Origin of the sequence: Aneurinibacillus soli (assembly GCF_002355375.1) — a bacterium.
In the GTDB taxonomy this organism is placed as follows: domain Bacteria; phylum Bacillota; class Bacilli; order Aneurinibacillales; family Aneurinibacillaceae; genus Aneurinibacillus; species Aneurinibacillus soli.
Window position 1 is genome coordinate 1,110,217 of the sequence record NZ_AP017312.1, and the last position, 20,857, is coordinate 1,131,073.

14 protein-coding genes and 1 other annotated feature are annotated in these 20,857 nt (G+C 48.6%); of the genes, 10 read left to right on the forward strand and 4 right to left on the reverse strand.

All coding sequences use genetic code 11. The features are described from left to right. Window positions 1–168 precede the first annotated feature (168 nt). The 4 genes from CB4_RS05690 (at window position 169) to CB4_RS05700 (ending at window position 5,040) form a co-directional block, all read left to right on the forward strand. Complete coding sequence (locus tag CB4_RS05690; protein WP_096463963.1) at window positions 169–1,212, forward strand: Cj0069 family protein; 1,044 nt, start codon at window positions 169–171, stop codon at window positions 1,210–1,212. 123 nt (window positions 1,213–1,335) lie between these two features. Further along, the gene (locus tag CB4_RS05695) at window positions 1,336–3,048 is read left to right on the forward strand and encodes a LysM peptidoglycan-binding domain-containing protein (RefSeq protein WP_096463964.1); all 1,713 of its coding nucleotides are present in this window, start codon (window positions 1,336–1,338) and stop codon (window positions 3,046–3,048) included. A gap of 19 nt (window positions 3,049–3,067) precedes the next feature. Next, complete coding sequence (locus CB4_RS20840) at window positions 3,068–4,042, forward strand: hypothetical protein (protein ID WP_157737809.1); 975 nt, start codon at window positions 3,068–3,070, stop codon at window positions 4,040–4,042. Beyond that, window positions 4,042–5,040, forward strand: a complete 999-nt coding sequence (locus CB4_RS05700) for a phosphotransferase (protein ID WP_157737811.1) — start codon at window positions 4,042–4,044, stop codon at window positions 5,038–5,040. Before CB4_RS20840 ends, CB4_RS05700 begins: the two co-directional genes overlap by 1 nt. A gap of 23 nt (window positions 5,041–5,063) precedes the next feature. Here the strand turns inward: CB4_RS05700 and CB4_RS05705 are convergent, their stop codons facing one another. Further along, the gene (locus CB4_RS05705; protein ID WP_096463966.1) at window positions 5,064–5,249 is read right to left on the reverse strand and encodes a hypothetical protein; all 186 of its coding nucleotides are present in this window, start codon (window positions 5,247–5,249) and stop codon (window positions 5,064–5,066) included. A 138-nt stretch (window positions 5,250–5,387) separates the two neighbouring features. Further along, window positions 5,388–5,629 (forward strand) — a binding site (T-box leader). Between the two features lie 53 nt (window positions 5,630–5,682). Here CB4_RS05705 and CB4_RS05710 point away from each other — a divergent pair. The 4 genes from CB4_RS05710 (at window position 5,683) to CB4_RS05725 (ending at window position 15,161) form a co-directional block, all read left to right on the forward strand. Then, window positions 5,683–8,340, forward strand: coding sequence for a valine--tRNA ligase (locus CB4_RS05710; protein WP_096463967.1), 2,658 nt, complete (start codon window positions 5,683–5,685; stop codon window positions 8,338–8,340). A 6-nt stretch (window positions 8,341–8,346) separates the two neighbouring features. Beyond that, window positions 8,347–9,675, forward strand: coding sequence for a bifunctional folylpolyglutamate synthase/dihydrofolate synthase (locus CB4_RS05715; RefSeq protein WP_096463968.1), 1,329 nt, complete (start codon window positions 8,347–8,349; stop codon window positions 9,673–9,675). Further along, window positions 9,668–11,086 (forward strand): UDP-N-acetylmuramate--L-alanine ligase, encoded by a 1,419-nt coding sequence (gene murC / locus CB4_RS05720; RefSeq protein ID WP_231956156.1) that lies wholly within the window; start codon window positions 9,668–9,670, stop codon window positions 11,084–11,086. Before CB4_RS05715 ends, murC begins: the two co-directional genes overlap by 8 nt. A gap of 106 nt (window positions 11,087–11,192) precedes the next feature. After that, a complete protein-coding gene (locus CB4_RS05725) occupies window positions 11,193–15,161 on the forward strand; it encodes an Ig-like domain-containing protein (protein ID WP_096463969.1) in 3,969 nt (1,322 codons plus the stop codon). Between the two features lie 78 nt (window positions 15,162–15,239). Here CB4_RS05725 and CB4_RS05730 read toward each other — a convergent pair whose 3' ends face one another. The 3 genes from CB4_RS05730 to CB4_RS05740 are packed head-to-tail and all read right to left on the reverse strand — an operon-like array spanning window position 15,240 to window position 18,470. Beyond that, window positions 15,240–17,216 carry a hypothetical protein gene (locus CB4_RS05730; protein WP_096463970.1) on the reverse strand — a complete coding sequence of 659 codons (1,977 nt, stop codon included), beginning with the start codon at window positions 17,214–17,216 and terminating at the stop codon, window positions 15,240–15,242. A gap of 4 nt (window positions 17,217–17,220) precedes the next feature. Beyond that, a complete protein-coding gene (locus CB4_RS05735; RefSeq protein WP_096463971.1) occupies window positions 17,221–17,997 on the reverse strand; it encodes a PilW family protein in 777 nt (258 codons plus the stop codon). Between the two features lie 5 nt (window positions 17,998–18,002). Further along, window positions 18,003–18,470 carry a type IV pilus modification PilV family protein gene (locus tag CB4_RS05740; protein WP_157737813.1) on the reverse strand — a complete coding sequence of 156 codons (468 nt, stop codon included), beginning with the start codon at window positions 18,468–18,470 and terminating at the stop codon, window positions 18,003–18,005. A gap of 130 nt (window positions 18,471–18,600) precedes the next feature. Here CB4_RS05740 and CB4_RS05745 point away from each other — a divergent pair, with 130 nt between their 5' ends. Continuing rightward, window positions 18,601–19,314: a hypothetical protein gene (locus CB4_RS05745; RefSeq protein WP_231956157.1), complete on the forward strand. Its 714-nt coding sequence runs from the start codon at window positions 18,601–18,603 to the stop codon at window positions 19,312–19,314. Continuing rightward, window positions 19,307–20,842 (forward strand): VanW family protein, encoded by a 1,536-nt coding sequence (locus CB4_RS05750; RefSeq protein WP_172890807.1) that lies wholly within the window; start codon window positions 19,307–19,309, stop codon window positions 20,840–20,842. The genes CB4_RS05745 and CB4_RS05750 overlap by 8 nt, the downstream gene beginning before the upstream one ends. Window positions 20,843–20,857 lie beyond the last annotated feature (15 nt).

Consider the following 20,857-nt stretch of genomic DNA (forward strand, 5'->3'; position numbering starts at 1 on the left):
TACCCAAAAATTAGTATTGAACTATTTGTGAATTATTTCACTTTTCTATTTATTAATGCTAGAAAGTATGGGAAGATAGAGAAAGAAGTGCGCATCTAGAGTCTCTCATCTTGCTAGACTTCAATGCCTTCATACTTATCCAACACATTACAAAAGGGAGAGTTGCGAATGAAGAAACATGTTGTCTTTTTCGAAGTCGTAGGAGGAACGGATAAAGGACCGGATGGACACCGTGCCGATACAATGCCAATGGTCAAATCGCTTGAGGCGCGTGGCTGGACTGCTGAAGTGATTTTTTATTCCGATGAGAAGAAAGATGAGATTTTCGAACAGGTAGCCAAGTCAGCGGATGCGTATGTAAGCCGCATTAATCCGGGAAATTTAAAGAGCGAAGCTATTTATTTCCAGATGCTACGCGACCTGTGTGAGCATGGTGTGAAAGGCATGCCACATCCGGAAGCGATGATTGGATATGGTGCCAAGGATGCGCTTGTCAAACTGCGCGAAACAGCGCTCGTACCGGAAGATACGTATGCCTACTATGACATTGACTCCTTCAAGGAGAATTTCCCGAAGGTGCTTAAGAATGGCGAGCGTGTTCTCAAGCAGAATCGGGGATCGACCGGGGAAGGAATCTGGCGAGTGCAGTTGATCAGTGAGATTGGTGATGCTTCTGAAGTGCCGCTCACAGCAACCGTTCGCTGCACAGAAGCAAAAGACAACCATGTGGAAGAGCACGATCTCGAAGCGTTCATGACGTTCTGCGAGCAGTATATTGTAGGGGAGAATGGCATGCTGGTAGATATGCCATTCCTACCGCGTATTAAAGAAGGCGAGATTCGTCTGCTCATGCTCAATAAGACTCCGGTTAACGTCGTGCATAAGAAGCCGGCGGATAGTGCAGATGCTTTCTCAGCGACACTTTTCTCTGGAGCGCAGTATCGCTACGATGAGCCGGAAGATTGGGCGGATCTGGTTCATTCGTTTATGTCGACGCTACCGATGATTACGGAGCGTCTGGGCGGATATGACCTGCCGTTGATCTGGACAGCCGATTTTATTCTGGATACAGACGAGAATGGTAACGATACGTATATTCTTGGTGAGATGAACTGTTCCTGCGTAGGCTTCACATCGCAGCTTTCGCTGAGTGAGAATGTAGCAGATGAGATCATTAGCATTCTGACGCAGACGGAAACAGTAGAACAATAATCATATGAAAAAGGACATGGTGCGCTCTATTATCGCATCGTGTCCTTTTTTTCTTGTAATATCCGCCTTTCCTTCTCTATATATTTTACAGAAAGCATTACGAGGAGGGAGGAAATACGTATCATGCAGAACAATCGTAAAGCCGTTCTGGCATTTCCGGTGCAGCATTCGATCTTTATTCCCCAGGATCAGAATGAAATCGAACAGATCGATGAAATAGAATTAACACCGAACATTCACATTGAAGAAGTAGTGGATGAAGTCATTGTCTCTGGATATTTGAAGCTCGAAGGCACGTACACCGGGCGTCCACCTAAGTTCCCTGATATTCCTGAAAATGAAAACGGCGTTCCACTGACAGGATACGTCGATTCTGTTGTGTTTAATCCATTTGCTATGGATCCGGATGATTTCCCATCAGAAAGCGAAACAACCCCATTTGAACAAAAAATTCCAGTTCATATTCGGATTGCTCGCGATAAGATCAGCGCAATGGACGACTTGTATGCGGCGATCTCAGCATTTGATTATGATATTCAATCCGCAAGAAAATTGACCATTACAGCTGAGCTTGTCCTCAATGGAATTCAACAAACGTCGGTCCGGCAGCCTGAAATGGAGACTCATGTGATACCGACATCGTTTGAGTATACCCTTCCGATGCAGGAGACGGAAGAGGAGGGACTTCAGGAACAGGCAGAAGAACAAGAACCGGAAGCGAAGCAGGAAATAGTACCAGAGCTGATTTCATTTACGCCAGAACCAGCACCTGAACCAGTCTCAGAACTAATACCTGAAATCATAATAAAGCCGAAACCTGACAGGACAGAAGCGGCTGCGGAAGTACCACCTGAATTAGTGGAAGAAGTCAGTCGAAAACAGACGGATGCGCCATCCTTGCAAAAGGATGTAACGACCGTGCAGGCAGTTCAGAAAGAGGAGTCCGATCCAGACCCGAATCCGCAGATTGAACTCGTTTCGGCAGAGATCATACAGCCTCCCGTACAGGAAGAAGAACAAGAACCGGAAGTGAAGCAGGAAATAGTACCAGAGCCGATTTCATTTACGCCAGAACCAGCATCTGAAATCATAGTAAAGTCGGAACCGGACAGGGCAGAAGTGGCTGCGGAAGTACCGCCTGAGTTAGTGAAAGAAGTCAGTAGAAAGCAGACGGATGCCCCAGCCTTGCAAGACGATATAACAGATGTGAAAGAAGAGGGAGAACTGGTACGCGAAGAAAAAGAGATGCTGACAGAATCAGCGCCAGAGCTAAAAGTAGAGAGAAAACCGGAGCTGAAGCCAAAGCTGGAGCTAAAAGCGGAGCGGGACCCAGAGCCGGAGTTAGAACCAGAAGCGAACCGGGACCTAGAGATGAAGCTAGGATCGGAACTAGAAGGAGATCGGGACCCGGAAAGTGATGAGGAGCCAGAGGATGCAAAAGTATCCATTACGCTCAAAGGAACAAGGCGGGACCCGGTAACAGTGACAACCGGACTTTTATCATCGGTTGCAGCAACTGCGGAAGCGGAAAAACGCGCTGAGGAAGTACAGGCGGAAGAGAATAGGATTAGCCAGCAAGAGAGAGAGGCCCGGGCAGAAGAAGAAAAAGCGGCACGTGCGTTGCGAGAAGATGCCCTGTATTTAACGAATTTCATGAACAAGACGGAGGAGACATTTGCTCGCCTGAAGATGTGCATTGCACAGAAGGACGAAACGCTTGAAGAAATTGCTGATCGTTACAACATTACTGCGGCAGAAGTAGCGGAAGCGAATGGTTTGCATACGAATTCTACTGTAGCCAGAGGGCAAGTGTTGTATATTCCTGTGAGAGGATAGAGTGGAAGGGGAGAGAAAGATGAATCTGCATGCAGAAATTTTCCGCAGTCATCTCGAAGAATACCCCTTTAGTATCGACGAAGTAAAGCAGGCAGACGGCGGATGGATAATCCAGACGGACAGGGGCTGTAAGGCGGTGCTGTACTGTCCGGATGAAAATTTGCTGCGCTGGTCACATAGCTGGCGCGAGTACCTTGTACGGACAGGATTTCGTTCTGTTCAGCGGTACCTGGCGACTCGTTCCGGTGCGCACTGGATTACAGATAGCATCGGTTGTTGCGCATTGTTTGACTGGTGGGAAGAGGAGAAGAGCTGGCTCGATGACGACCAGCTGCGGCAGGAAGGATATCGGATCATCGGTCGGGTTCTTGGGCAGATTCATGCGTTTTTTGATGAGAGAACGGTTTATTATCGTGGGCGTTACCGCAAAAAAGGGATGATTACGGCGACTCGTCTTCATAGTGCATGTAGGAACATTCATGCGGCCATTAATCAGATTGCTTCGGAGCCGTCCACCAAAGATACACGGTGGCTCATGTACAATATTACACGCAGTAGCGAACGGATACGGCGGGCAGAAGAGCTGTACAAAGGAAGCGGAGTGGAAGAAGAGGTTCTCCCGCTTTCGTTCGCTTTTGTTGATTTGTCTTCGCTTGTGTACTGGGAAGGGGAATGGTACGTAACGGGATTGCACAATCCGGTGCTTGTGCCGCGCCATGAGGACACGGTATCGCTGCTGGAGCAAATCATTATATACGATGGGATGGAGAGCGTTGCAGTATTTCTCGATGCTTATTTTGCACAGCGGACGATGACGGAAGCAGAATGGAATTACGTGGAGGCGCTGCTTGCCTATCCATATGCTGTACTTACGGCAATAGAAGAACCGTTTCAGCCGGACCTGTACGAACGAGTTCGAGATGCTCTTGTCAAACAGGTACAGCGGGAGCAGTTGCTCGGCGAGATGCATCGAAGGCGGAAGGAGACGGGCTGATGGAATGGGTCCGTCATATTTTATACGAATATGATCTTACGCTGCTTGACGTAGAAGCGAAAGGAAATCATGTTTGGAAGGTTCAAACGAACCGGGGAATGTTTCGATTGAGTCGACAGACGGAATCGGAGGAGCAGCTTGTCTTTGCGGGCGGCTGGTTACGACGGTTGCGGCAGTCAGGCATTCGAAGGGTCATTCCGTATGGGATAACCAAGTATGGAGAATCCGTCGTTTCGGTAGCAGATGGCCGGTATGTTTTGCAGCCCTGGATACAGCCGGTCTGCTCTGTGCGGGATGTGCCTGGCTGGGAGCGGCAGGTGATGCGCCAGCTTGGACAGATTCATCAGGTTAGTGCGGCTGCCGCCCAGGAAGCGAGCACGCCCGGGCTGGCACCATCCGTGGTTCGAAAGCGATGGCTGGATGGAATGAATGCTGTGCGAGAACTGGCTCACCAGTATGTCCGTCATCAGAAGGGTGGAGCATTCGGCTTACTTGTATGCGAAAGTGAGTCGTATGTGATGTCCATGGTGGAACGAGCGATTGAGCGGCTTGAGCGTGCGATATCCGATATGTCAGCGGACGGAGAAATTCCCCATGTTCTTTGCCATGGACGACTGCGTTCTGGCTATGTCCTGGCGACCGGACAAAATAGGCGGCAGTTGTACCTCACAGGATTTGAGCGGGCGGGGTATGATGGAGCTGTACGTGATCTGACAGTTTGTGTGCGGCACTGTGGAGAAGATGCGGGCTGGAATGTTCGACTTGGCCGTCGCTGGTTGGGTGCGTATGAAGCGGAACGACAGCTGTCAGAAACGGAACGACAGCTTCTTTCCTGTTATCTGCTGTATCCGGAACCGATGATGAGAGTGGCGAAAAACTGCCTGGAGACAGCGGAAGTGGACCAATCTGAAACGGCGAGATGGGCGCATATATGGCGCAGGCAGCTTACGCGTTTGTTTGATATGCAGCAGTTTGCATTTGAGATTATTGAGAAATAGGCCGCTCCCGATCGGGATGCGGCCTATAGCCAATCAAGCAGAACGGCGGCATATAGCAGGGAAAGAAGAGCAAGCAGAATGACATCGACGGAAGTCGGTAGAATGACAGTACGAACGAATTGAAACACGATGAACGGCACAAGCAGCTGCAGGGCGCCAAAGCGGATTTTAATATACCAGGGATGGCAGCGCCAGCGGCTTTTCCACATGAGAGGCACCTTCTTTCATAGGAACTGTTGAGTTCAGTATACGCAGGAACCTACGAAGGGTGCGTGGAACCATAAGGCGTGTATTGACTATTTCACGGCGAACTGGGTACAATGGATAATGCATGTAAAGTGAATATGCATTAGGTGTTGAAGGGGAAGAGTATATCATGATGCCATACCAGAGAGCGGACCAAAGGTGGAAGGCCGCATGGATGTAATGATAGAAGGTAGCCCTGGAGCCGTGTGCCCGAACGATTCGAGTAGGGCATACCGGGTTTTACCCGTTATCGTAATGTAAGAGAGTTCGCGTGCTTGAACATGTACAGGTGTTGCGCGAGCTAACAAAGGTGGTACCGCGAGATACGCTCCTCGTCCTTTGCAGGATGAGGGGCTTTTTTATTTTTAGAAAGAAGAAGCAGGAGGTTATGTATAGATGTCAAACGAGCAAAATGAATTGCAAATGCCAACCAAATATGAACCGAAACAGACGGAAGCAAAATGGTATCCGTACTGGCGCGACAACGGCTACTTCAAAGCGGAGCGCAATCCGGATAAGAAGCCGTTCACTATCGTAATCCCACCGCCGAACGTTACGGGTAATCTACATATTGGCCATGCGCTAAATAACACACTGCAAGATATTATGATCCGCTTCAAACGCATGCAGGGCTATGATGCACTCTGGTTGCCAGGGATGGACCATGCTGGAATCGCAACGCAGGCGCGTGTGGAAGGTAAGCTGCGTGAAGAAGGCATTAGCCGCCATGATCTTGGTCGTGAGAAATTCGTAGAGAAAGTATGGGATTGGAAAGAACATTATGCGAGCATAATCCGCAAGCAGTGGACCAAAATGGGGCTGTCGCTTGATTATAGCCGCGAGCGTTTTACGCTTGATGAAGGATTGTCCCGTGCGGTGCGTGAAGTATTTATCCGCCTGTATGAAAAAGGTTTAATCTATCGTGGCAAATACATCATTAACTGGGACCCGGCTACCCGCACGGCGCTCTCAGACATTGAAGTAGAATACAAAGATGTACAGGGGGCGCTTTACCACCTGCGCTACCCGCTTGTAGATGGAAGTGGGTATATCGAAGTCGCAACGACTCGTCCAGAGACGATGCTTGGTGATACGGCTGTTGCGGTTCATCCAGAAGATGAACGCTATCAAGATCTGATCGGCAAAAACGTTGTCGTACCGTTCGTTGGACGCGAAATTCCAATTGTGGCGGACGACTATGTAGACCGCGAATTCGGAAGCGGTGCCGTAAAAATCACACCAGCTCACGACCCGAACGACTTCGAACTCGGTCTGCGCCACAACCTGCCGCAAATTCTTGTTATGGACGAATCCGGCAAAATGAACGAAAACGCAGGCGCATACCAGGGACAGGACCGCTTTGAGTGCCGCAAAAACATCGTGCGTGATATGCAGGAGCAAGAAATCCTGTTCAAAATCGAAGAGCACATGCATTCGGTTGGTCATAGTGAGCGCAGTGGCGCGGTTGTCGAGCCGTATTTGTCCACCCAATGGTTCGTAAAAATGGGACCACTTGCTGAACGGGCGATTGAAGCACAGAAGTCCAATACAGGTGTGCAGTTCGTACCAGACCGTTTCGAAAAAATTTATCTGCACTGGATCGAGAACGTGCGTGACTGGTGTATTTCTCGTCAGCTCTGGTGGGGCCACCGTATCCCGGCATGGTACTGCGAATGCGGTGAGATGACCGTATCGAGCGAAGACATTACTGAATGTCCGAAATGCGGCAGTAAGCATTTAACACAAGATACAGACGTACTGGATACATGGTTCAGCTCCGCACTCTGGCCGTTCTCCACACTTGGCTGGCCGGATGCAACAGAAGACATGAAGCATTTCTATCCGACCGATGTACTCGTAACCGGTTATGATATTATTTATTTCTGGGTTGCACGCATGATCTTTACCGCGCTTGAATTTACCGATCAGAAGCCGTTCGAACATGTACTCATTACAGGTCTCGTACGCGATGCGGAAGGGCGTAAAATGTCCAAGTCGCTTGGCAACGGGGTTGACCCGATGGAAGTCATCGAGCAGTATGGGGCGGATGCAATGCGCTACATGCTGGCAACAGGTTGCACGCCGGGGAATGACCAGCGCTTCCGCTGGGAACGTGTAGAATCTTCCCGTAACTTTGCTAATAAAATCTGGAATGCCTCCCGTTTTGCTCTGATGAACATGGAAGGCTTCACATATGACGAAATCGATATTACGCAAAACCTGGGCATTGCGGACAAATGGATTTTGCATCGCCTGAACGAAACGATCAAAGATACAACACGCCTGCTGGATACGTTTGAATACGGTGAAGTGGGCCGGGTACTGTACAACTTCGTATGGGACGAGCTGTGCGATTGGTACATCGAGGTGGCGAAGCTGCCGCTGTATGGCGATGACGAAGCAGCGAAGAAAACAACTCGTTCGGTTCTTGCGTACGTGCTTGACCGTACAATGCGTCTGTTGCATCCGTTCATGCCGTTTATTACAGAAGAGATCTGGCAGCACCTGCCGCATCAAGGCGAGAGTCTGATCGTAGCCGAATGGCCACAGGCAGATGCTGCGCTTGAGAATGAAGAAGCGGTGAAGCAGATGGAGCTTCTCATGGGCATCATCCGCAGCGTGCGCAACATTCGTGCGGAAGTAAATGTGCCGATGAGCAAAAAAATCGAGCTGATCGTCAAAGCGAATGATGCCGAAACACTGGCACACCTTGAAAGTGGCAAACCGTATATCGAACGTTTCTGCAATCCAGAAGTGTTAACGATTGGTACGGATATTACCGCGCCAGACAAAGCGATGTCTGCTGTTGTAACAGGGGCGGAGCTTTATTTGCCGCTTGCAGGTCTGATCGACATCGAGCAGGAAATCGCTCGTCTTGAAAAAGAATTAAAAGCACTGGACGCTGAGGTGGAACGCGTACAGAAGAAACTATCGAATCAGGGCTTCGTAGCAAAAGCACCGGCTCAAGTAATCGAGCAGGAGCGTGCCAAAGAAGCCGATTACCTGGACAAGCAGGCGAAAGTAGCTGCCCGTATCCAGGAACTCAGAGGGTGATCGAACGTGGAACAGCACGCGCTACATGAGGCGCTGTCATGGCTCGGTGGACTGGAGCGATTCTCCATCCGCCCGGGTCTTGAACGTATGGAATATTTAATGGAGGCGCTCGGGCATCCCGAGCGTCGCCTTAAGTTTATTCATATCGCAGGCACGAATGGCAAAGGATCAACGGCGGCGTTTCTGGATGCGATCCTACGAGAAGCAGGACAGGATACAGGAATGTTTACGTCACCTTATATTGAAACGTTTCACTCGCGCATTCGCTACAATGGCACCCCGATTACAACCGAAGAATTGCTCGGGTTAATTGAGCGAATTCGTCCGATTGTAGAAGAGATGCGGAACCATGAAGTGGGGACACCGACTGAATTCGAAGTCGTGACCGCGCTGGCACTGCTTTATTTCGCCACGGTTACCTACCCCGATATTGTCATCTGGGAAACAGGTCTTGGTGGACGACTGGATTCGACTAACATTGTGCATCCACTGGCTTCCATTATTACGAACGTCGGACTGGATCATATGAATATACTGGGCGAAACAAGAGCGGACATTGCCCGGGAAAAAGCTGGCATCATCAAAAGTGGTGTCCCGGTTATTATGGGCCGCATGCACCCAGATGCTCTCGCTGTGTTAGAAGAGACGGCGCAGGCAAGGAAGGCGACGATGTATCGTGCCGGATGCGAGTATACAGCGGAACGTCAACTGGCAGAGGGAAGGGAACATCTAACCTTCACGGGTCCGTTTGGTCGCCTTGAAAACAGTGGGCTTGGTCTGTATGGTGCCCACCAGGCGGACAATGCTGCCGCAGCACTGATGACACTTCAGGTGCTGCGCAGCTATTATGCGCTGTATGTCGATGACGATCATATGCGAAACGGTCTGGCTCGTGCTACGTGGCCAGGGCGTTTCGAGCGTGTGGCGGAAAAACCTGACATGATTTTTGACGGGGCGCATAATGTAGATGGGATAAAAGCATTAAAACAGACCTTGGATGACTACTATCCGGGGCAGCGGATTCGACTTGTGTTCTCAGCACTTGGCGACAAGGAGTACTCGCAGATGGTGGCGGAACTAGCCCCTGCCTGCGGAGAAGTATGGGTGGCACGCACGGGTCATCCACGGGCAGCGGAACCAGAGAAAATCGCGGCCGCATTCCGGCAGGCGGTACCAGGGATTCCGGTGCACGTATACGAAAACGGTATAGAAGCATGGGAAGAGGCCTGTGTCGATGCTGCGCCGGAGGATGTGATTCTGGCAGCGGGCTCTCTTTATTTTATTTCGGATGTACGGAACGGATGGAAACAAACTAGGAAAGCTGGTGATGAATAAGATGGACACACAGGAACAAAGACAGCAGGAATCAACGAAACGTGAACACGTTCATTTTATCGGCATTGGCGGGTATGGAATGAGCGCCATCGCCCGGGTGATGCTGGACATGGGTTGCCATGTAACAGGCTCGGACGTGGCACGCAAAGAACTGACAGACAAGTTGCAGAAAAAAGGGGCGCACGTATTCATCGGGCATCGGGCGGAAAACGTCGCAAACGCCGATGTAGTTGTGTACTCCACCGACATTCCAAAAGACAATGTGGAGCTGGCAGCGGCAAAAGAACAGGCAATCCCGCTTATTCACCGTTCTCAAATGCTCGGCCGTCTGCTCAATGAGAAGAAAGGGATCGCGGTTGCGGGTGCACACGGTAAGACAACAACGTCCTCGATGATTGCGCTTGTGATGGAAAAAGCCGGGGCGGACCCGACTTACATCATTGGCGGCGAAATTATGGACATTGGTAGCAATGCGCGCGCGGGAGCGGGAGAGTATGTCGTAGCCGAAGCGGATGAGAGCGATGGCACGTTCCTTGAATATTTCCCACACATCGCGGTCGTAACTAATATCGAGCCGGACCATCTTGAAAACTATGACAGTGACTTTGAAAATCTGAAAAAAGCATACCGCCAATTCCTCTCGCAAGTAAAAGCGGATGGAAAGGCGATTGTATGTGTCGATGACGGATATGTTCGTGAAATGATTGACGCACAACAGGGCAGCGTATCGTTCCTTACATACGGCATTGAACGCAATGCGGATTATACGGCTGCCAACATTGAACCGGGTGATCGAACTGTCTCTTTTGATGTGCTGCATAAAGGGCAGTTGCTGGGCAGAATGAAGCTGTCCGTGCCGGGCATGCATAATGTGTATAATGCGCTTGCTACAACAGCAGTTTGTCTCGAAGCCGGACTCACATTTGAAGCGATCGTTCAGACGATTATCGCGTTTCGGGGAGCGAAGCGCCGCTTCCAGGTGATTGGAGAGGTGAACGACATTCTTGTCGTGGATGATTACGCTCACCATCCGACAGAGATCGAGGCGACGCTTGAAGCATCCCGGTCGACGAATCGTCGCATTGTGGCGATTTTCCAACCGCAGCGATACACGCGTACGTTCTTCCTGCTGGATGCGTTCAGTAAAGCGTTCAAGGAAGCGGACGAAGTGATCATTGTCGATATTTATTCGCCGGCCAATGACCCGGAAATCGAAGGTGTAAGTGCTGCGAAACTGGTTGAACTCATTCGTCAGAACAGCAATGAAAAAGCCCGTTATATCGCTACGAAAGAAGAAGTAGTAGCCGAGCTTGAGAAGCTGGCACAATCAGGGGATCTGGTGATTACGATGGGCGCAGGTGATATCTGGAAAGTTGCGGAACAGTTTGTGACGGTTTTAGAACAAAAATAGTAGAAAAATGTAGAAAGCCTTCCTGGTTGCTATATAGCACAGGGAGGCTTTCTGTCGTATGATATAGGTAGTATGTCCTTTGATAAAGAAAGGCAGGGGAGGAAGAATGAGGGGATTGTCACGACGGGTTCTAAGTTTGATGATGGCGGTGCTTTTGATCGTAGGTGGACTGCTTGCAGGGATCAGCTACATTTGGGCAGACGACACGACGAAGATACGTGTGCTTGAGATTACAGACAAGAAGAATGTAGACAGCAGTGGAGAAGAAACGGGTGTGCCTTCTGAACTAGGTAATCTGGGTAACAGCTATGTAGTAACGACAATAAGCATGAAAAAGTTTGTAGCGTTGCGGGAGGAGCTGGATGGCAAGTATGACGTCATTTATATTGCTAGTGGTATTGCTAGTGGCCCATACTCGACAAAAGGCGTACAGGGGAAAGACCACGATACGAAAGCAGTTATGAATGATATTACGAATCTGAAAGCAAAAGAAATTCGCGAAAAATTTATTGAAAAAGGACAGCCGGTCGTATTACATGAAGACATTTTCAAAGATAATGCGAGCAAGCTCAAGGCTAACTTCTATACGTATAAAACAAATCCAGTCGCAAACGTGAAAGTGGTAACGAAAGCGGCAGATGCGCTAGCATTCATTCAATCGATAGATATCAATACGTTAAAGCGACCGCATGTGGAAATGACTAAAACGCCGGATGATTATATGAAAGGATCCTCTACCATATATAAGCCGGGAGATACTGTATCATTTGGCTATCAGATCGGGGATTATGATAAGAAATTTGCCTCGCATAAGGCAAGAGTCAATCTTTATCTTGATATGAACTTTGACAAGAAGTATGAAGCGTCTGAGATGCTGGCGTCTGTCCCGCTTTCTTCGGCAACCGGAGAACTGAATTATACGCTAACGCGTGGATATTCCGGGATGCGTTATTGGAAGCTGGAAATTGAGGATATGGATACGCATTTGAAAACATATGAAACGGGTGTCTTCCGTTTCCGTGACCGTGCCGTGGAAGTGCGGACACTCCAGGTTACCCAAGATAACAATCTGGCTAGTAGTCTATTAAATACAAATAACATGAAAGCTAACTACCTCAATGATCCGAACAATCCCGATTACAAGATTAAAATAACTGTGAAATCGATGAGCGAATTTAATAATACCGAATATAAAAACCTTAACGGGAACTACGACATGCTCATTTTTGGTTTTGCCGATTCGTATAATAATGCAGCAATAAGCGAAGAGGCAGCCAAAGCGGTGAAAACATTCATCGCCACTGGACAGGGCGTTATGTTTACACACGATACGATTTTTAGGACAGGGAACAACTGGGTGAAATATTTTATGTATGATACTGGACAGATTGCACCGATGACTGACCTTGGATATGGTGCACCGAATACATCCAAAATTACGAAGAAAATGAATGACGGGATGATCAATCAGTATCCATTCCAGCTTGGAGATAATGTAGCGGTAAATACAACGCATAATCAATATTACACACTCGATTTGGAAGATGAAACGGTTGTGCCGTGGTATAACATTATCGGTAGCAAGCGGGACCAGGATGATAGCTGGAACCATTACTACACGTATTCCAAAGGAAGTGTCACCTATTCTGGTACCGGTCATACGAATACGAATTTTCCGGATCAGGAACAGCGCTTGTTTGTTAATACGATTTACCGAGCTTTTATCGGGGCAAACCACAGTCCGGAGATTACGGCGTATACACCGAAAAACAATGATAGCATTCGGACAATCGATCCGCTTGAAATCGTCTGGAAGGTAGAAGACTTTGACTTGACTGATCAGTTCCTGGATACGAAAGTAACCATCTACAATGAAAAAGGTGAAGATATTACGCCAAAGAATGCGGAAGCACCAAGCAGTTTTACGGATGTCCGCACCGGAACTGTCATGAAATATGTGCTACCCGAGCTGCCTGCTTCTATCAGGGAAAACGGTGGCAAGCTCACGATCAAAATTGAAGCGAATGATAAGCGAGGAGCAAAGGCGGAGCCAGTTATTTTGACGGTCAACGTCAAAAAGATTATCGCCAAGCTTGTGCTTGACCGAGAACGTGAGATCAAAGTGGCAGCCGGACAGGAAGCATCTGTTCATTATACAGTAGCGCCACTTCCGATTACCGAAAAACTGACCAACGGTGTTGATACGATGCCGGTAACATCTATCCAGTTCCGAGAGACGTTCCCAGCAGGTGTGGAAGTAACTGTACCCGCAGGATTTAGTCGTACGGGAACGGTGAATACTGGCTATACGGTAACGAAAACATTCGATAATATTGTCTACCGAAAGCAAGCAGATGGGACGTATAAGGCGGACGGTGACGGACTTGCTTTTGAGTTGAAAGTAAAACCGACAAAAGCCGAGAAGTATGTGCTTGCCGATTCGAAGCTTTCATATACGGATCTCGATAAAACACCGAATGTAGAAGCAAAATTCCCGGCGCTCATCCTGAATGCGGAGTCCGACGTAACCGGCATTCAGATTAGTCCGAAGCCGACCACGATTCAGGTTGGCGATATGCAGACGTTGTTTGCGAATGTAACACCGGATGCGAGCATGGCAAAGAATGTCGTATGGGATTGGCAGTCAAACACCACGATAGCGGAGATTACGAGTCAGACAGGTGGAACGGTGGTTATTAAGGGATTAAATCCGGGAAAAGCCATACTGCGGGCTACGATCAAAACGGCGGATGGCCGAACGTTAACGGATACGTGTGAAGTTACGGTGATACCAGTGCCTGTGAAAGGAATTAGCCTGCCACCATATGTACAACTCACAACAGATACAGCGCCAAACAATGAGCCGAAAGTTAAACCGGTAAATACGACAACACTGGTGCCAAATGTTTTTCCAGTAAATGCAACAAATAAAAAAGTTAGCTGGTCCAGTGATCACCCGGATTGGGTATCAGTCGATCAGAATGGGACCATTCGAGCTCTTATGCCAGGTACGACAGCTACGATTACAGCAAAAACCGCGGACGGCGGACAGGAAGCCACGTGTGTGGTATACGTCATGCGTGTGACACTTGATCGTTCTACCATATCGATGAACGTGAACGGATCGGCGACACTCGTCCCGAAAGTGACACCGCCAGAAGCACCAAATCAAAATTTGCTCTGGTCGTCGAGCAATCCGGCTGTTGTTACAGTTGACGGGGGCGGAAAGCTTACAACAGCAGCCAGCGAAGGAACCGCGATCATTACAACCTGGGTAGCAGACAGTCATGCATACGCACAGTGCCAGGTTACGGTAAGTAAGAATATGCTGATTCCGGAATTTACTGTAGAGGCGAAAATTATCGATAATCAATTCGCGATCGTCAAGGTTAAACCGACAAAAAATATTATTGATGTCCCTAGCAATGCGGCAAATGAGGAAACGCAGTGGTTTAAACGAACCGAGGATACAACGATTCCTCCATATGAGACAGGGACTACATTACATGATGCTTTTGCGCACGGAATTCCGACATCGGCAGATAAAACGTATGAGTTTATCGTACCGAAAGGAGACTTTGCAAAACTCATATACATCACAGCCGTTCAGCCAGGTGGGCTTGGATCTGCCCAGGAGCATATCAGCGTTATAGGAGCACCGAACATTCCTATACCGGATGATTTCCTGAAAGTGACCGCGAGTGCGGTGCCTGCATCTGAGAATAGGGCGGCTCAGATTGCGGTTTCATATGAAGAAAACATACCAGCCGACTTAAAGGATATGGGAGCAAGTATTACAATTATAGATGGATCGTATACGGTTCAAACAAAGGGGAGTAGTGCGAATCCATTTAGGAGTAAATTAGTGCTGCCAACTGGGGGCATAATGCCATTCAATAAAGCGATTAAAACGAGTCAGCTTTTCAAGACAGCTGGAACATCAGGTGAGTATACGCTAGATGCAAATGTGGTAGCTAAACTTCAGGTTACCGTTCTGGGTCAACCAATCGCAAAAGACCGAACATTCTCAGTACAGCTTCCGTTCAATGTGAAGGCAAAAGAAAATTTAAAGTAGCAATGTAGACAAGAAGCTGTCCCGCTCGCCATGTTTTGGCTTTTGGGACAGCTTCTTTGTCGTAGAGTGATGTATTTGTTAGAAGACTAGATGGAGTTCATCCGGTAGCGGTGAATAATACACGTCATACACATCAAGCGAGTAGCTGCTTCCAACCGGAAGGCCAGGAGTCGGTCGTTCAAAAATGCCGCGGTTGAACTGGACAACCAGCCGGGCGGCCCCGCCCGTTTTATCATCTTGAGAATCTTCCCGCTTCGTGTTTAGCTCAATATAATTGGCACTTGTCGCAAGTCCGCCGACAATCCAGTTGAAGGAGTCATGCGAGTATAGCTCCAGATTATTTTCCGAATACAGAAAGGCAGATAGTATGGGTGAAGCCTTACCGTTGGTAGAAGTATCTGTCCACTTTCCCACTTGACCCGGGTTATCCCGATCGAGGTACCGATCGGTGAGAGTAATCTTGCCGGTAGAAATAATGGCAAGATTGTTTTTCTTCCCAGTATCGGAGTCTATATTTCCGGCTTCCCGAATGACGACATCCCCGTCTACATAAATTGCTCCGTTGATTTTAATATCCCCGACAATATCAAGATTGCCATGAATGTAGATCACCCCATCAAAAGTAAACGGCTCTCCTGAATCATCCGGTGTTTGCTTGAATGAGCCGGTACGTCCCATCTCTACAGTAGCGAGCTTAGTAGAATCGGTTGGGCCGACAAAAATCCGGTCTGCTTTTCCGATTAGGCTGTTTCCAGTCAAGCGAACAGTAAGCGGAATGGCTGCGCTGTCTTTCGCATAATCGGAGGCAATCACAAGCTTCCCATCTGCGGTTGTCTGCCTGATATCAATTGGTTCGAGTGCATCGCTATCGTTGACAGGGACTTCAAGGGCAAGCGGGCGTGTCTTGTAGCGGGCAGGATCACCTGAGTTCATTCCGCTTATCAGGTCAACTGCCGGTTCTGTCACTGAGAAAGAATTGATTCCATTGGCTGTTTCCTGTTTGGCCATATAGGAAGCGATACTGCCAAGTGATAATTTCTGTTTCAGGCTTGCATTACGAGAGAAAGTCGGAATATCATAGCCTGGAATATACGGCGTGGTTGATTTTGCATTCAACACGGTCTCATTGTCTGGTAGCGCATGTGGCGTAAAAATACTGTGCGATGCCAGCGAAGAGCGCGAGAAATCGTTTATTTCATTTTTGGTCGTAGAGTCGAGGTTTGGCTTATCGGTTCCACCCGCTGTAGGCAGTGAAGGAACTTGATAAAGCTTTCCTGCCTGGTTATTGAATACAGCGCGTCCTTCGATATACGACTGCGTGCCGCTGTTTCCAGGATCGATCTGCCAGACGCCATTCTGGCTGTACAGGTGCTGGGTGCTTGTTACGAGATTACCAGCCGTGACATCTCCGATAATGTTACTTCCACCGAACAAGCGCAAATCTCCCGGCGTACTGACCGCAAAGCGGAATGGAGCATCGATGGTGTTGATATACGCGGTCGCAGTCAGCAGCACGCGCTTCTGTCCGTTTCTATTGTCTGCTGCAGCCCGAGCTGGAATGCCGACAATATACAGGCGCAGCTTGCGCACATACGGCTGGCTTGGCTTGGTTGGGTCTGTCACCGCACCAATCACATCATTCTGTCCGCTTGCGGCTGCGTCGTTTGAGACATAGGCAATGCCGAAACCACCTTGATCACCTGGTACTTCTCTTTGAGGAAGCCAGGTTACTTGGTAGGCTAGTTGTTGAGCGTTTATATTTTTTATATCCGGGGGATCATTACGTCTGGCTACGTTATCTAGCAAGGCCAGTACGTCATGATCAGCGAGCGGTTTTCCGTCTGCTCCGAACTTTGCTTCTTTCTCCATATACGATTGCAAATACATTAGTCCTGTATCAGCAAGCATTTTGCCTTCGACTTCATCATCTGCTACTGCCCGTTGCTTTGCTCCTTGCATCATGTAGGAAGCCAGTGAAAAGCCAAGCAAGGTAAGCAAGATGAGAATAAATAGAACGGTTAGTAGTGCGGCACCTTTTTCCCGATGTTGTATCATGAACTCACCCTCTTATCAAATCATTCACAGCAAACTCGGTGCGAACCAGGTGAATGTAGCCTGGGAGTTTGTTTTCGTTTGCGTCCCTCAGACGATTCAACTCTGCTTCTACATCCTCAACGGTGCGAAATTGAGTTATTTCCCCATCACTTGTTGTGATCTGCTCGCCTCTCGGTGCAATGAGTAAATAGACGATCAGCTTCTGGCTGCCATCTGTGGTCATCTCAAACAGGCCATCAATGAGATAGCGGTCATCCTGGATCGGGAAGCGCTGATACAGTCCGTTTGTACCTGCTGGCAGCGTTTCGGATAGCACGTAGCCGACGCGGGAGACGGACGATTGCGTAATTTTTTCCTCGTCCTGGTTATTTGGATCACGGGACACAAGCTTCACGCTGCGATAGTAGACAAGTGCAGCATTTTGGACAGCAGATCTTGCTGTCTCATCCATCATGCCACCTGCCAGTCTGTGAGAGAAGATTCGTCTTAGTGTCTCTTCTGAATCAGACGGATAGTTCTCCAGTTCAAATGAAGAGACCGGACTACCATTGACCGGGTTATCTGGCTCCCGATGTTCACGCAGTGTACGCATGATATCGCCCAGTACAAAATCCGCTTCATTGCGCAGATCGGTTTGGGTCCGGGTGGTGGCGTACAAGGAAACCCCTTTCGTATAGACCGAGGTGAGCGGCAACAGAATTGCAAAAAAGATGGTCAGTGCTGCTAGCACTTCAATTAGAGTCAACCCGCGTTCATCGTGTGGCACATGTATATGTCGCATCGCGCTCACCCTTTCTCCGGAACGCCCGTGTGCAGCACAGTCAGTACATCGTCTGGGTGATTCGCATCACGTACGGTAATGGTCAGCAGTAAAAGCTGGTGGGCAGTATCTGGATCAAGAGCGCTAATTGCTACCTCTTGTAAATAGCTGCGTCCGTTAATGCTGAGCGGCGCTCCTGCATTTATTGTAATGGTCTGCCCTTTGAACTTTTTTATTTCGTCATATGTAACGGGTGTGCCTGCCTCAATTGTCACTCCATTGACTGTAGTGGATGACGTAACCATACCTGCTTCGCTTTTCCATTCTTCGGCAGTTTGTCGTGCTAGATTCAGCGCGATCATCCGATTATCCTGCTTCTTGGAAAGACTGTAGCCTTTTACAAAAAAATTGCTGAATAATAGAATCGCGATCGAGAAAATGACGAGAGCTGCAACGACTTCAATCAGGGTGAAGCCTTTTTCTTTTTGTGTCATATCACCTGTCACCCTTCCTTTCCTCATTCCTTTATATTATATTTAGCAAGAAACGCATAGAATTTTTTTGAAAATGGGTGATACGATGAACCTAGCAGGACTAACTGGATATTATCTCCTATATGTCTTTTTGACTATTTTATTAAGTATCCTTTCGCGCCACAAGTTAAAAGAAATAAAACGTGGATATATCGCCTTTGGAATCGCGGTCTGTCTTGGTGCAGCAGCACCGTTTCTCACAGCATGGTTTGGCCTACTCATGGTTGTTGTGCTTCTTGCAGTTGTTTCTGTTGTGCTTGTGCTTACGTTTTCATTTGTGGAAGTGGAAGAGGCAGTGTGGATACATGTTCCGCTTCCGATAGAGGATGATAGGGATGTTGTGAAACCAGAAGATGAAGTAGAAGTGGAAGCAGAGGAGGAACATAAAGCGGCGGAATTGTTACAGTTTGCTGATAAGCCTGTATCGGTGGAGCAAGAAATGCACGATCTATTGAATCATACAGCGTTCCCTGCCTCTGCAGATGAAGTTCATAGTATGATAGAGTTACATTTTATTGAGGAATTACCGATGAAAGAAGAAGAACTACTGATAATAGAAAAGGAAGAAGTACAGGAAGAGTCTTCTCTACTAGAAGATGAGGTGCCAGAGGCAGAATCTCATCTTGCATTTGAGTTTGAAGACGGCTCGCCAGCACCTGTTTTGGAACAAGAAGCTGACGAGAAGGAGAAGGACTATTTTATTCATCTTGGTGATGTATTACAAGAAGAGGGTGTATCATTTGAACGCCTGAAGAGTAAGGCAGATGATGATCCTACGGAAGAGGGAGGATGGCACCGTGCTTGAGAAGCTGCGCGGCAAAGAAACAAGAACAATGCTTATCCTGCTGTTTGCTCAGCTGACGATCGTAAGCCTGCTTGCTCTGTCAGTGTCCGGGGTGGCCGGAGAAGTCGATCCGGGTGGTGATTATGACCCGCAATTGACAGTAGCGGGGTTATCATTGGGCGGCTTGACTGAAAAACAAGCCCAGGAAAAAGTTCAGCAGCTTGTAAATCGCATTCAAAAGGAACAAGTGATCCTGACGATTGACACGAGACAACGTATGATCGATCAACAAGAGATTGGTGTACGGTATGATATTGCCGGAACGCTTGAGGACGCTAGGCGTACATCTGAGGAACGATCTGGTATGCTCGGATGGTGGAAAAGCTGGCGGGGAACGTCTCCAGCCGCTGGTCTGCCGTTGCGGGTAACTTTTGATAAGGAGAAAGCGTCCAATATTCTAGGAGGAATGGAGCAGACGATCAATCGGACGGCTGTTCCGGCCCAGGTAGAAATTACGGGCCAGAATGCTCGGATTATACCGGAAATAGAAGGACGGCATCTCGATATAGAGAAAACAATGACGGCACTTACAAACGAGCTTTCGTATTACCAGAAGCACCTACATGTTCCACTTGAGGTGGACAGCAGCAAACCGGAGCTTACCAGGAATGATCTTGCCGGGGTGGAAGCGTTGCTTGGTGAGCAGCGCCTTAGTCTTGGTGGAGCAGCTGCACGGCTTGATAATGTGCAGAAAGCTGCCTCTTTACTGAACGGGGCTGTGATCAAACCACAGGAAACATTCTCCTTTAATGCGCGTACTGGACCATTTAATCCAGGTAAGGGGTATATTCCGGTAGCTGCACCGCCAGACAGACCGGAGGATGGTGTGAACGGCGGAGCCTCTCAGGTCGCTTCAGCCTTGTATTACAGTGCACTTCAGGGAAGGCTTGCCATCGTTACACGCAGCGCGCATCTTCAAAGGGTGGAGTATGCATCACCTGGGCTAGATGCTTTTGTAGATGGTAAAGAAAAAGACTTACGGATTGCAAACCGAAGTGACAAGCCGGTGTACATATATGCGGTCGTAAAAAATAATGAGCTACGTGTAGCGCTATTTGGAGGCAAGCAAAAAGGCATACCTGCCGCTGTAAGCACAAGTGCGGTTCAGGAAATCCCGCAGGATACCGTTGTGCGGGCGGACAATACCGTTCCATATGGACAGGAGCGCATCATTCGCCAGGGAGCGGTTGGTACGCGTGTTAGTGTGAATGTGGCGTGGTACGACGAAGCCGGTACGCTTCAGAAAGAGAGGGTCTCAGTGGATTACTACGTACCGCTCTCGACCATTATCGCATCGAGTGTGCGGAAGGAAGGGGAGGCGGCGAATTCTGTGCCTGCCTCCAACCCGGAGACTTCTTCGAGTTCAAAAGCGGTGTCAGGCACGACACCATCTCCAACTACCCCACCGACAGAAAAAGCGCCTGTGCCAGACAAGGGAAACGGAAGTACAAAAATCAGAGTGAAAGATAATGTCATTTATCTGGATTAGCAGGAGAGGAAGGTG